The sequence below is a fragment of the Pseudomonas asplenii genome, assembly GCF_900105475.1.
In the GTDB taxonomy this organism is placed as follows: Bacteria; Pseudomonadota; Gammaproteobacteria; order Pseudomonadales; family Pseudomonadaceae; genus Aquipseudomonas; species Aquipseudomonas asplenii.
In genome coordinates this window covers 2,604,263-2,617,494 of record NZ_LT629777.1, presented here as the reverse complement: position 1 = coordinate 2,617,494, position 13,232 = coordinate 2,604,263, and the positions used below count along the sequence as shown (strand labels likewise).

General features: G+C 63.2%; 13 protein-coding genes. 8 read left to right on the top strand and 5 right to left on the bottom strand.

Translation table 11 applies throughout. The annotated features are described in order from the left end of the window. The first annotated feature begins 23 nt into the window (after positions 1-23). Genes phrB through BLU37_RS11895 form a run of 6 tightly spaced genes read left to right on the top strand, consistent with a single transcriptional unit; the run spans position 24 to position 5,956 of the window. On the top strand, positions 24-1,469 hold the full coding sequence (phrB, locus tag BLU37_RS11920) for a deoxyribodipyrimidine photo-lyase (RefSeq protein WP_090205054.1): 1,446 nt from the start codon (positions 24-26) through the stop codon (positions 1,467-1,469). Further along, positions 1,462-1,884, top strand: a complete 423-nt coding sequence (locus tag BLU37_RS11915; RefSeq protein WP_090205051.1) for a nuclear transport factor 2 family protein — start codon at positions 1,462-1,464, stop codon at positions 1,882-1,884. Before phrB ends, BLU37_RS11915 begins: the two co-directional genes overlap by 8 nt. Then, positions 1,881-2,663: an SDR family NAD(P)-dependent oxidoreductase gene (locus BLU37_RS11910; protein ID WP_090205049.1), complete on the top strand. Its 783-nt coding sequence runs from the start codon at positions 1,881-1,883 to the stop codon at positions 2,661-2,663. The genes BLU37_RS11915 and BLU37_RS11910 overlap by 4 nt, the downstream gene beginning before the upstream one ends. Continuing rightward, the gene (locus BLU37_RS11905; RefSeq protein WP_090205047.1) at positions 2,660-3,901 is read left to right on the top strand and encodes an NAD(P)/FAD-dependent oxidoreductase; all 1,242 of its coding nucleotides are present in this window, start codon (positions 2,660-2,662) and stop codon (positions 3,899-3,901) included. The genes BLU37_RS11910 and BLU37_RS11905 overlap by 4 nt, the downstream gene beginning before the upstream one ends. After that, a complete protein-coding gene (locus BLU37_RS11900; protein ID WP_090205044.1) occupies positions 3,898-4,698 on the top strand; it encodes a DUF1365 domain-containing protein in 801 nt (266 codons plus the stop codon). Before BLU37_RS11905 ends, BLU37_RS11900 begins: the two co-directional genes overlap by 4 nt. After that, positions 4,685-5,956 carry an SAM-dependent methyltransferase gene (locus tag BLU37_RS11895; protein ID WP_090205041.1) on the top strand — a complete coding sequence of 424 codons (1,272 nt, stop codon included), beginning with the start codon at positions 4,685-4,687 and terminating at the stop codon, positions 5,954-5,956. Before BLU37_RS11900 ends, BLU37_RS11895 begins: the two co-directional genes overlap by 14 nt. A 10-nt stretch (positions 5,957-5,966) precedes the next feature. Here the strand turns inward: BLU37_RS11895 and murI are convergent, their stop codons facing one another. Genes murI through hemA form a run of 5 tightly spaced genes read right to left on the bottom strand, consistent with a single transcriptional unit; the run spans position 5,967 to position 10,699 of the window. Next, a complete protein-coding gene (murI, locus tag BLU37_RS11890; protein WP_090205038.1) occupies positions 5,967-6,758 on the bottom strand; it encodes a glutamate racemase in 792 nt (263 codons plus the stop codon). After that, positions 6,751-7,506, bottom strand: coding sequence for a molybdopterin-synthase adenylyltransferase MoeB (locus BLU37_RS11885; RefSeq protein WP_090205034.1), 756 nt, complete (start codon positions 7,504-7,506; stop codon positions 6,751-6,753). The genes murI and BLU37_RS11885 overlap by 8 nt, the downstream gene beginning before the upstream one ends. Further along, entirely contained in the window at positions 7,500-8,330 is an 831-nt protein-coding gene (prmC, locus tag BLU37_RS11880; protein ID WP_090205030.1) for a peptide chain release factor N(5)-glutamine methyltransferase, read from the bottom strand. Before prmC ends, BLU37_RS11885 begins: the two co-directional genes overlap by 7 nt. Continuing rightward, on the bottom strand, positions 8,331-9,413 hold the full coding sequence (prfA, locus tag BLU37_RS11875; protein ID WP_090205028.1) for a peptide chain release factor 1: 1,083 nt from the start codon (positions 9,411-9,413) through the stop codon (positions 8,331-8,333). Further along, on the bottom strand, positions 9,410-10,699 hold the full coding sequence (gene hemA / locus BLU37_RS11870; RefSeq protein WP_010445330.1) for a glutamyl-tRNA reductase: 1,290 nt from the start codon (positions 10,697-10,699) through the stop codon (positions 9,410-9,412). Before hemA ends, prfA begins: the two co-directional genes overlap by 4 nt. 186 nt (positions 10,700-10,885) lie before the next feature. On the opposite strand from hemA, the gene BLU37_RS11865 reads away from it, so the two are divergent. Beyond that, complete coding sequence (locus BLU37_RS11865) at positions 10,886-12,610, top strand: tetratricopeptide repeat protein (RefSeq protein ID WP_090205026.1); 1,725 nt, start codon at positions 10,886-10,888, stop codon at positions 12,608-12,610. Between the two features lie 4 nt (positions 12,611-12,614). After that, positions 12,615-13,232 carry a lipoprotein insertase outer membrane protein LolB gene (lolB, locus tag BLU37_RS11860; protein ID WP_019361993.1) on the top strand — a complete coding sequence of 206 codons (618 nt, stop codon included), beginning with the start codon at positions 12,615-12,617 and terminating at the stop codon, positions 13,230-13,232.

The following is a 13,232-nucleotide window of genomic DNA, read 5'->3' as shown; positions in this document are numbered from 1 at the left end:
CGCCCTGGCCCCAAGGAATGACTATGCAATTGTTCTGGCTGCGCACCGACTTGCGCCTGCATGACAACACCGCACTCAGCGCCGCCGCCCGCAGTGGACCGACAGTGGCGATGTTCCTGCTTACTCCCGGGCAGTGGCTGGCCCACGACGATGCACCGTGCAAGATCGACTTCTGGCTGCGCAACCTGCGCGAGCTGAGCCAGACACTGGCCGAACTGAACATCCCGCTATTGATTCGCCAGGCGGACACCTGGGATCAGGCCCCTGCCGTGCTGCTCGACCTGTGCCAGACCCTCGCCATCGACGCCGTGCACGTCAACGAAGAATACGGCGTGCACGAAACCCGTCGCGACCAGGCCGTGGCCAAGGCCCTCGAAAGCCACGGGGTCGATTTCCACAGCCACCTCGATCAGTTGTTCTTCCGTCCCGGCAGCGTGCTGACCCGCACCGGCGGCTACTTCCAGGTCTTCAGTCAGTTCCGCAAGGTCTGCTACAGCCGCCTGCACGGAGCCTTGCCAGCCTTGGTCGCGGCGCCTGCCATTCAAGCGCCGCTACCGCTGAGCAGCGACCCGATTCCCAGCGCGGTCGACGGCTTTGCCAGCCCCACCCAGTCCCTGCGAGACCGCTGGCCTGCCGGTGAAAAAGAAGCCCGGCGACGCCTGGAAAGCTTTGCCGACCAGCAGATCGACTACTACCAGAGCGAACGGGACTTCCCGGCCAAGCCAGGTACCAGCCAGCTTTCCACCTACCTCGCCGCAGGTGTGGTGTCGCCGCGCCAATGCCTGCATGCGGCACTGCAAAGCAACCAGGGCGAGTTCGACAGCGGCAACGTCGGCGCCGTCACCTGGATCAACGAGTTGCTCTGGCGCGAGTTCTACAAACATATCCTGGTGGGCTACCCACGGGTTTCGCGGCATCGCGCGTTCCGCCCGGAGACCGAAGCCGTCGCCTGGCGCAACGCCCCGCGCGATCTGGAAGCCTGGCAGCAAGGCCGCACCGGCCTGCCGATCATCGATGCGGCAATGCGCCAACTGCTCGCCACCGGCTGGATGCATAACCGCCTGCGCATGGTGGTGGCGATGTTCCTGACCAAGAACCTGTTGATCGACTGGCGCGAAGGCGAGCGCTTCTTCATGCGCCACCTGATGGACGGCGACCTAGCGGCCAACAACGGCGGCTGGCAATGGAGTTCCTCCACCGGCACCGATTCGGCGCCCTACTTCCGTATCTTCAACCCGATCAGTCAGTCGGAAAAATTCGACAGCGAAGGCCTGTTCATCAAGCACTGGTTGCCGGAGCTGGCGGCGTTGAACAAGAAGGACGTGCATAACCCCGCAGCGCTTGGCGGCCTGTTCGGCGTTGCCGACTACCCCCAGCCGATCGTCGATCTGGCCAGTAGCCGCGAACGTGCCCTGGCCGCCTTCAAGAGCCTGGCGCCACGCCTCGGCCCCGGAGGCCCGCATGAGTGAATTCCTGTGTGACTTCGCCCGGCGCTTTTGCGAGCTGGACAAGAACAACCTGGCGCTGCTCGACGAACTCTACAGCGAGGACGTGCAGTTCACCGACCCGCTGCACCAGGTCCACGGCCTGCCGGCGTTGCGCAATTATTTCGCCGACCTTTACAGCAATGTCAGTGAGCTGGGGTTCGACTTCCACGGTTTCGACCAGGTTCGCGAAGGCGAAGGCTACCTGCGCTGGACCATGAGCTATCGCCACCCCCGCCTCGCCAAGGGTCAGCCGATTCATGTCGAGGGCTGTTCGCATCTGCTCTGGCTCAACAAGGTCTACCGCCATCGCGACTATTTCGATGCCGGAGCCCTGCTCTACGACCACCTGCCGGTACTGGGCTGGGCCACTGCATGGCTGAAAAGGAGAATGGCATGAGTACGAAATCCCCCCGCAGGATCTGGCTGACCGGTGCCAGCAGTGGTATCGGTGCGGCCATGGCCGAAGTGCTGCTCAAGGGCGGCGCCCAACTGGCCGTCAGTGCGCGTAACAGCGAAGCCCTCGAAGCCCTCGCCGAACGTTATCCGGGCCAGGTCCTGGCGGTCCCGGGTGACCTGACCGACAGCCAACAGGTACGCGAGATCGGTGAACGTATCCGCCAGGCCTGGGGCGCGCTCGACAGCGTGATTCTCAATGCCGGTACCTGCGAATACGTCGATGCCCGAGAGTTCGACGCCGCCGTCGTCGAACGGGTGGTGCGCACCAACCTGCTTGCCAGCAGCTACTGCATCGAGACCGCCCTGCCGCTGCTGCGAGCCGGAATCCGACCGCATCTGGTGGGCATCGCCAGCGCCGTGACCTTCCTGCCCTTGCCGCGCGCCGAAGCCTACGGCGCCTCGAAAGCCGGCATGCGCTATCTGTTCGAATCGCTGCGTATCGACCTGGCCCACGAGGATATCGCCGTCACTGTCGTCAGCCCCGGTTTCGTCGATACGCCGCTGACCCGCAAAAACGACTTTCCCATGCCGCTGAGCTGGCCGGCCGAAAAGGCCGCCGAACATATCTGTGAACGGCTGCCAAAACGACCACTGGAAATCGCCTTTCCGGCGCTGTTCATGGCCGGGCTCTGGCCGTTGTCTTGGCTGCCCCGGCGCCTGCAACTGGCGATCGGCAAGCGCATGGCGCGTAATGGCCAGCAGAACGAGGAGCGCTCATGAAAGTCGCCCTGATCGGCAGCGGCATCTCCGGACTGACCTGCGCCTACCTGCTCAACCGCCAGCACTCGATCACACTCTTCGAAGCGGCCGACTGGATCGGCGGTCATACCCACACCGTCGACGTCACGGTCAATGGCCAGAGCCATGCGATCGACACCGGGTTCATCGTTTTCAACGACTGGACCTACCCGAACTTCATTCGTCTGCTTGGCCAGCTCGGGGTCAGCCACAAACCCACCGAGATGAGTTTTTCGGTGCATGATCCGGCCACCCGACTGGAATACAACGGCAACACACTCAACAGCCTGTTCGCCCAGCGCAGCAACCTGCTGTCGCCGGCTTTTTGGGGCATGTTGCGCGATATCCTGCGTTTCAACCGCCAGGCCATCGACGACCTCGAGCAGCAGCGCATCGCCGCCGACACCACCCTCGGCGCCTACCTGCGCGATGGCCGCTACGGCGAGCGCTTCATCCAGCACTACATTGTGCCGATGGGCGCGGCGATCTGGTCGATGTCATTGACGGACATGCTCGGTTTCCCCCTGCAATTCTTCGTCCGCTTCTTCAAGAACCACGGCCTGCTGTCGGTCAGCGACCGTCCACAATGGCGAGTGATCGAAGGCGGTTCGAGCCGCTACGTGGAGCCGCTGACGGCCAGCTTTCGCCAGCACATCCGCTTGAATTGCCCGGTGAGCCGAGTCGAACGCGACGACCAGGGCGTACTGATCCACAGCGCCAGCGGCAGCGAACGCTTCGACAAGGTGATATTCGCCTGCCACAGCGACCAGGCGCTCAAGCTGCTGGCCGAACCGAGCGACGCCGAACGACAGATCCTCGGCGCCCTGCATTACGCCGACAACGAAGTGGTGCTGCACACCGATACCCGACTGCTGCCGGACCGAGAGCTGGCCTGGGCCAGTTGGAACTATCGCCTAGGCGGACAGCGCCAGGCGGCGGTGACCTACAACATGAACATCCTCCAGGGCATCGCCAGTGACACCACCTTCTGCGTCAGCCTCAACCAGAGCGCCGAGATCGACCCGCGCAAGGTTCTGGCCCGCTACACCTACGCCCACCCGCAATACAACCTGGCCGCCATCGCCGCACAACAACGTTGGGAGGAGTTGTATGGCAATCAGCATACCTATTACTGCGGGGCCTACTGGGCCAACGGTTTCCACGAAGATGGCGTGAACAGCGCCCTGCGGGTAGCCGGTGCCTTTGGGGAACAATTGTGAACAGCGCCCTGTACAGCGGCTGGATCAGTCATCGACGCTTTGCGCCGCGGCGTCATGCGTTCCGTTACCGGATCGGCCTGCTGTATCTGGACCTCGATGAACGGGACAGCGTCCTCGGCCTGTCGCCACTGGCCGGCCACAGCCGCTTCGCGCCCTTTGCCTGGCGCGAGACCGATTACCTGCGCGCCTGGACACGCCAGGGCATGCCGCTGATCGATGCGGTGCGCCAACAGGTCGCCCTGGCCCTCGGCGAGGCGCCGCAAGGTGCCGTGCGCCTGCTGACCCAGGCACGCAGTTGGGGGTTGTCGTTCAACCCGGTGAGCTTCTTCTATTGCTTCGACAGTGACGACCGCCTGGCGGCGATTCTCTGTGAGGTGACCAATACGCCCTGGGGCGAGCGCTACCACTATGTGCTCGCTGCCAACGGCGAGGGCCATCAGCATGTCACGGCCGCCAAGTCGTTCCATGTTTCGCCGTTTTTACCCCGCGACCTGCAATACCGCATGAGCTTCAGCCAGCCCGGCGAACGGCTCGGCGTACACATGGCCGACTGGCAGGGCGAACTGAAACTCTTCGATGCCACGCTCGACCTGCAACGCCAGGCCCTGAGCCGCGCCAGCCTGCACCGCTACCTCTGGCACTTCCCCTGGATGAGCGCCAAGACCTGCCTGTCGATCTACTGGCAGGCCCTGCGCCTGCTGCTCAAACGAACGCCCATTTTCTCCCACCAGGCTGCCGATGGCGCCTTCGGCATTGCTACCGCGCATAACAAGGAGCAGCACCATGAAAAGTTCTAGCCTGGTGAACAGGAGCACTCTGTTTAGCGCCAACCACCTGAGCACCGGCCTGCTGCGTCGGGGAGTGCTGCGTCAACTGCGTTCGCTGCGCCACGGTCAATTGCTGCTGGTCGAAGACGGCGAGCAGCAACTGTTCGGCACACCCGGCACCGGCCTGCTGGGAGAAATTCACATCCAGGACCCGGCGACTTGGGGCCTGGTGGCCGGCAACGGTTCGATCGGTGCCGGCGAGGCGTTCATACACGGTTACTGGACCAGCCCGGACCTGACCGCAGTGGTCCGTGTGTTCGTCAGCAACCTGGACGTGCTCGATGCCATGGAAGGCGGTCTGGCTCGCCTCGGCCGGCCCTTCGTCCAGGCCTTGCACTGGCTCAATCGCAATACCCGCGAAGGCTCACGCAAAAACATCGCGGCTCATTATGACCTGGGCAACGAGCTGTTCGAGCAGTTTCTCGACCCGACCATGATGTACTCGGCGGCGCAGTTCCTCAGCCCCGAAGACAGCCTGGAACAGGCCCAGTTGAACAAGCTGGAGCGGATCTGCCAGAAACTCGCACTGAAACCGGACGACCACCTGCTGGAGATCGGCACCGGCTGGGGCAGCATGGCCATCCATGCCGCCCAGCACTACGGCTGCAAGGTCACCACGACCACGCTGTCACGTGAGCAACTGGCCTATACCCGCCAGCGTGTCGAGGCGCTGGGTCTGCAGGACCGGGTGACCCTGCTGCTCGAAGACTACCGGGATCTCACCGGGCAGTACGACAAGCTGGTCTCCATCGAAATGATCGAAGCCGTCGGCCATCGCTTCCTGCCCGGCTACTTCCAGCAATGTGCCCACCTGCTCAAGGACGATGGGCTGATGCTGCTGCAGTCCATCACCATCCGCGAGCAACGCTATGAACAGGCCAGGAATAGCGTCGATTTCATCCAGCGCTATATCTTTCCGGGCGGTGCATTGCCCAGTGTGCAGAAACTGCTCGATGTCGTCGGCCAACACACCGACATGAACCTGCTGCACATGGAGGACTTCGGTCTGCACTATGCGCGCACCCTGCGCCTGTGGCACGAAAACTTCCAACGGGCCAATGCCCGCATCGGCGAATTGGGCTACGACGAGCATTTTCGGCGTTTGTGGGAGTTCTACCTGTGTTACTGCGAAGGCGGTTTTCTCGAGCGCGCGCTGGGCACCGCGCAACTGCTGCTGGCCAAACCGGCGGCGCGGCCACAGCCGTTGCTCGGGCGTTTCGAGGGCTGAGCGCAGCGGCCTAGCGCGTGAAGCGGTCCACGCCGCCAGGCTTGCTCCATAACAGGGGCAGGATTTTTTCAAGGTGACGGGGCTCGGCACTGGTCCAGAACCGCGCCTCACGCGCAGCTCCCCCAGACAGCAGGTCGCGGGCATCCAGCAGGCGCTGGAGCTGCCGCGCAACGGCGGCACCGGTGTCGATCAAGCTGATGGAAGCGGGAATCATCTGCTGCAGCAACGGCTTGAGGAACGGATAGTGGGTGCAGCCGAGGATGATCGTGTCGCAACCGGCTGCCAGCAAGGGTTCGACATAGCCTTCCAATAATTGGCGCAGGGCCGCGCTGTGCAAGTCGCCCGCCTCGATCATCTCCACCAGGCCCGGACACGGCTGGGTGACCACCCTCACATCGCTGGCAAAACGGTCGAGCAAGGCAGCGAACTTGGCGCTCTGCAGCGTGCCGGTGGTGGCCAACACCCCGACCACTCCGCTGCGGGTGGCGGCAGCGGCCGGTTTGACCGCCGGTTCCATGCCCACCAGCGGCCAGTCCGGATAACGCTGACGCAGGTCGGCGACACCGGCAACGGTCGCGGTATTGCAGGCAATCACCAGCGCTTTGGCCCCCTGCCCGCGCAGGAAGTCGGCAATCACCTCACAGCGTTGGCGAATGTAGTCCGGGCTCTTTTCGCCATAGGGGATATGCCCGCAATCGGCGACATACAACAGCGATTCGTTGGGCAGCAAGGCATGTATTTCATTGAGCACCGACAGGCCGCCAACACCGGAGTCGAATACCCCGATCGGTGCCTCACTCATGGCGGTTGCCACAAACTGCGCACTGCGGGTCGCGCTTGACCCGCAGCTCGCGGAATTTCGTGCCCAGGGCATCGACCAGCAACAGACGCCCCACCAGCGGTTCGCCAAAACCGGCGAGCAATTTCAACGCTTCCAGGGCCTGCAGGCTGCCGATCAGGCCTACCAACGGGCCGATCACCCCAGCCTCGCTGCACGTCAGTTCGGCTTCGCTGCCATGGCCGTACAGGCAGTGATAGCACGGGCTCTCGGCACGTCGCGGGTCGAACACAGACAGTTGGCCCTCGAGACGAATCGCCGCGCCGCTGACCAATGGCTTGCCGGCGGCTACGCTGGCGGCGTTGACGGCTTCGCGGGTGGCAAAGTTGTCAGAACAGTCGAGCACCAGGTCGACGCCTGCGACGGCCAGGCCCAGGCTGTCTGCATCGAGAGCCTGGCGGTGAGCGACCAGGCCCACTTCGGGGTTGAGCGCCGTCAGCCGGCGCAGAGCCGAATCGACCTTGGTCGAGCCGACGCTGTCGGTCTCGTGGATGATCTGGCGCTGCAGGTTGGTCAGGTCGACACTGTCGAAATCCGCCAGGTGCAACTCACCAACACCCGCAGCAGCCAGGTACAGGGCGACCGGGGCCCCGAGACCACCAAGACCGACGATCAGCACCCGACTGTGTTTCAGACGCAACTGGCCGTCGATATCGACCTGCCGCAACAGGATCTGCCGGCTATAGCGCAACAGCTCCTGATCATTCAGCACGATAGCCGCCCCAGGCTGATACGTTGATGGCCGCCCAGGTCGGTGCGGCTGTGCACTTCGCTGAAACCTTGCGCCGCCAGCAGCTCGCGCACCGCCTCGGCCTGGTCGTAGCCGTGCTCGAGCAGCAACCAGCCACCGGTGTCCAGATGCGCAGCTGCCTGGGCGATGATCGTGCGCAGGTCATCGAGACCGTCGGCACCGGCAACCAGGGCACTGGCCGGTTCGAAGCGGACATCGCCCTGAACCAGATGCGGGTCGGCTGCGGCGATATACGGCGGGTTACTGATGATCAGTTGAAAACGCTGGCCTTGCAGGGCACTGAACCAGTGGCTGTGCAGCACCGTGGCATTGTCCAGGCCCAGACGCTGGCGATTGCGCTCGGCCAGAGCCACTGCCTCGGGCACGCGATCCACTGCGGTGACCTGCCAGCCCGGATGTTCGTTGGCCAGGGCCAGGGCGATCGCACCGGTGCCGGTGCCAAGATCGAGCACCTTCACCGGGCTGGTCGGCAGCAGCTCGAGGGCGGCCTCCACCAGCAGTTCGGTATCCGGCCGGGGAATCAGGGTATGGGGGGCGACTTCCAGGTCGAGCTTCCAGAAGCCCTGCTGACCGAGGATGTAGGCCACCGGCTCACCACCACGACGACGCTGAAGGAAGTCGGCGAAGGTCAGCGCGTCTTCGCTGCTGACGATCTTTTCCGGCCAGGTGTGCAGGTAACTGCGGGATTTGCCCAGGGCTGCCGCCAGCAGCAACTCGGCGTCCAGACGCGCGGAGGGTGAGTCAGGCAGTTCAGCGGCGCGCAGCAGGCTGGCAATAATAGTCATTCAATCCCCCAGTGCCGCCAGTTGATCGGCCTGGTATTCGGCCAGCAGCGGTTCGATCACCGCTTCAACACCACCTGCCATGATTTCGTCAAGGGAGTACAGGGTCAGGTTGACGCGATGGTCGGTGACCCGGCCCTGCGGGAAGTTGTAGGTACGGATACGCTCGGAACGATCGCCCGAGCCCACCAGCAGCTTGCGCTCACTGGCAATCGCGTTGGCCGCAGCGCTGGTCTGCTGGTCGTTGAGCTTGGCCGACAGCCAGGACATGGCCCGCGCCCGATTCTTGTGCTGGGAGCGCTCTTCCTGGCACTCGACCACGATCCCGGAAGGAATGTGGGTAATGCGGATCGCCGAATCGGTCTTGTTCACGTGCTGCCCGCCCGCACCCGAGGAACGATAGGTGTCGATGCGCAGGTCCGCCGGGTTGATCTCGATGGCTTCCTGTTCGTCCGGCTCGGGCAACACGGCCACGGTGCAGGCCGAGGTGTGGATACGGCCCTGGGATTCGGTGGCCGGTACGCGCTGGACGCGATGGGCGCCCGATTCGAACTTCAGCTTGCCATAGACGCTCTCGCCCTCGACCCGGGCGATGACTTCCTTATAACCGCCATGCTCGCCCTCGCTTTCCGAGAGAATCTCCACCCGCCAGCCACGTTTCTCGGCATAACGCGAGTACATGCGGAACAGGTCGCCGGAGAAGATCGCCGCCTCGTCGCCGCCGGTCCCGGCACGGATTTCGAGGAACACGTTGCGCCCATCATTGGGATCCTTGGGCAACAGCATGCGCTGCAGAGTGGACTCCAGCTCGACCAGTTGCTCCTTGGCTTCACGGGCTTCCTCGACCGCCATCTCGCGCATGTCCGGGTCGCTGTCCTTGAGCAGCGCCTGGGCGCCTTCAAGGTCCGACTGAACCTTCAACACCTGTAGATAGGCGGCGACGATCGGTTCGACCTCGGCGTATTCCTTGGAGTAGGCCCGGAACTTGGCCTGGTCGGAAATGACTTCGCCATCGCCCAGCAAGGCGGTCAGTTCCTCGAAACGGTCCTGGAGGATGTCCAGTTTTTTCAGCAGTGACGCTTTCATTGCGGTTTTTTATCCGAAAAGCTATCCGATGAGCCCTCACCGAGGGCAAAGAGTTCCTGCGCCATGGCCAGCGCATCGAGACGGCCTTCGGCGGACAACTTCTTCAGTTGCACACTGGGCGCATGCATCAATTTGTTGGTCAGGCCACGGGCCAGTTGCATCAGCACCTCCTCGGCGCTGTTGCCGTTGGCCAGCAGACGCTGGGCCTTTTGCAATTCTTCGTCACGCAGGCGTTCGCTCTGCTGGCGGTAGGCGCGCAACACATCCACGGCGGCCAGCTCGCGCAGGCGTGCCATGAAATCGGCAACGCCACTGCTCACCAGCTCTTCGGCGGCTTGCGCGGCGCCCTGGCGACTCTTGAGGTTCTCGGCGACCACTTCGTGAAGATCGTCGACGCTATAGAGGTAAACGTCGTCCAACTCGCCGACTTCCGGTTCGATATCGCGTGGAACGGCGATATCGACCATGAAGATCGGCTTGTGTTTGCGCAGCTTCAGGGCGCTTTCAACCGCACCCTTGCCGAGAATCGGCAGTTGGCTGGCGGTCGAGCTGATCACGATGTCGCTGTGTACCAGCTCCTGGGGAATGTCGGCCAGCAACACCGCGTGGGCACCGAACTCCTCGGCGAGGATCTTGGCTCGCTCCAAGGTCCGGTTGGCAACCACGATACGCTGCACGCCCTGCTCGTGCAGGTGACGGGCGACCAGCGTGATGGTTTCGCCGGCACCGATCAGCAAGGCGCTGCTACGCTGCAGGTCGCTGAAAATCTGTTTCGCCAGGCTGACGGCGGCAAACGCCACCGAGACCGGGTTCTCGCCAATCGCGGTATCGGTGCGCACCTGCTTGGCGGCGCTGAAGGTGGCCTGGAACAGGCGGCCGAGCAACGGCCCGACGGTGCCGGCTTCGCGCGCCACGGCATAGGCCGACTTCATCTGGCCGAGAATCTGCGGTTCGCCCAGCACCAGCGAATCCAGCCCGGAAGCCACACGCATCATGTGACGAACGGCCGCATCATCTTCATGCACATAGGCACTGGCGCGCAGTTCATCCAGACTCAAGTGATGATAATCGGCAAGCCAGCGCAGTACCGTGTCCGCCGCCAGGTGATCCTGCTCTATATACAGTTCACTGCGATTGCAGGTGGAGAGGATTGCGGCTTCCCGGCTGTCGGTCAGACGGCAGAGCTGCTGCAGCGCCTCCACCAATTGCTCGGGAGTGAACGCCACGCGCTCGCGCACGTCTACGGAGGCCGTCTTGTGGTTGATGCCGAGTGCGAGGAAGGCCATTCAAGGTCGCTGATGATGTCGAGAAGCCGACAATTGTCCTACTTCACCCGGTTCAGAACAACCACCGCCGACTATTGTCATAGTGGAACATTGCTATTAATGCCCCCGGTGAGCGGTCTCGGGTATGGTTCTGCCCACCGCTTGTGTCATGATGGCCCGACCGCAGGTTAGTTGCCCTTCTCCTATATGAATAGATCGTCCGCGTTGCTTCTTGCTTTTGTCTTCCTCAGCGGCTGCCAGGCCTTGGCTCCCGTGTCGCCGGGCCATACGTCACCGGCCGAGGAAACCACGGCGGCCCCGGAAAAGCCCAAGGTCTACGGCTCCTTCAGTGAAGACACGGTCTTCAGCCTGCTGAGCGCGGAGCTGGCCGGCCAGCGAAATCGCTTCGATATCGCTCTGGATAACTACGTCACCCAGGCGATCAACACCCAGGACCCGGGCATTTCCGAGCGGGCCTTCCGCATCGCCGAATACCTGGGCGCCGACCAGGCGGCCCTCGATACCTCGCTGATCTGGGCGAAAAACGCCCCGGACGACCTGGAAGCCCAGCGTGCCGCCGCGATCCAGCTGGCGCGCAGCGGGCGTTATGACGACTCCATGGTCTACATGGAGAAAGTCCTGCAAGGCAAGGGCGATACCCATTTCGACTTCCTCGCCCTGTCGGCGGCCGATACCGACCAGGACACCCGCAACGGTCTGATGAAAAGTTTCGACCGGCTGCTGGCCCGTCACCCGAAGAACAGCCAGCTGATTTTCGGCAAGGCCCTGCTGCTGCAACAGGACGGTGACAACCAGGGCGCCCTGACGCTGCTGGAGAACAACCCTCCGGAAGATGGCGAAATCGCGCCCCTGCTACTGCGTGCCCGCCTGCTGCAAAACCTCAATCGCGGCAAGGAAGCGATTCCGCTGCTGGAAAAAAGCATCAAGAAGTACCCGGATGACAAGCGCCTGCGCCTGACCTATGCGCGCATGCTGGTCGAACAGGACCGCATGGACGATGCCAAGGTGCAGTTTTCCAACCTGGTGCAGCAATATCCGGAAGACGACGAGCTGCGTTTCTCTCTGGCACTGGTCTGCCTGGAAGCCAAGGCCTGGGACGAGGCCAAGGGTTATCTCGAGGAACTGATCGCCCGTGACAGCCACGTCGACTCGGCCCATCTGAACCTGGGACGCATCGCCGAGGAGAAGAACGACCCGCAGGGCGCCCTGGAAGAATACGAACAGGTCGGCGCAGGCAATGACTACCTGCCGGCCCAACTGCGCCAGACCGACATCCTGGTCACCAGCGGACGGGGGGCCGAGGCCTCGAAACGCCTCGCTGCCGCCCGTGATGAACAGCCGGACTACGCGATTCAGCTGTACCTGATCGAGGCCGAGATCTTCTCCGCCAACAATCAGGGCGAGCAAGCCTGGAAAGTGCTGCAACAGGCCCTGTTGCAGTATCCGGACGATCTCAATCTGCTCTATACCCGCGCCATGCAAGCGGAGAAACGCAACGATCTGGCGCAGATGGAAAAGGATCTGCGGGCGATTCTCAAGCGCGATCCGGACAACGCCATGGCACTCAACGCCCTGGGCTACACGCTGTCGGATCGTACGACCCGTTATGCCGAAGCCAAGGAACTGATTGAAAAAGCCCACCAGTTGAACCCGGATGACCCCGCCGTGCTCGACAGCCTCGGCTGGGTCAATTTCCGCCTGGGCAACCTCGACGAGGCCGAGCGCCTGCTGCGTCAGGCCCTGGAGCGTTTCCCCGACCAGGAGGTTGCGGCGCACCTGGGCGAAGTCCTGTGGGCCAACGGCAAACAGGGCGAAGCCCGAAAAATCTGGGGCAAGTTCCTCAAGGATCAACCCGACAGCCCCCTCCTGCGTAGCACCATCAAACGCCTGACCGGTTCCGAGACTCTGTAAGCTTATGTTCCTGCGCCACCTCGTTGTTTTCAGCCTGATCGCCCTGCTCGCCGGTTGTGCGGGCTTCGGCGCCCGTGAGTCCGTCGAGGGCCACGGCGACCCGGCCCAATGGGCCAGCCACAAACAGCAGTTGAGCAGCCTCGACGGCTGGCAGATCAACGGCAAGGTTGGCATCCGCGCGCCCAAGGATTCCGGTAGCGGCACCCTGTTCTGGCTGCAGCGCCAGGACTATTACGACATCCGCCTCTCCGGCCCGCTGGGTCGGGGTGCCGCACGTCTGACCGGGCGTCCTGGCCAGGTGTCGCTGGAAGTCGCCAATCAGGGCCGCTACGAAGCGCAGAGCCCCGAAGCCCTGCTGGAAGAGCAACTGGGCTGGAAACTGCCGGTCTCCCATCTGGTCTGGTGGGTTCGCGGCCTGCCCGCGCCCGACAGCAAAAGCCGCCTGGGCCTGGACAACGACAGCCGGCTCGCCACCCTGGAGCAGGATGGCTGGCAGGTCGAATACCTGAGCTATACCGAACAGAACGGCTACTGGCTGCCCGAGCGCTTGAAGCTGCATGGGCAGGATCTCGACGTCACCCTGGTGATCAAGGAATGGCAGCCACGCCGGCTGGGTCAATGA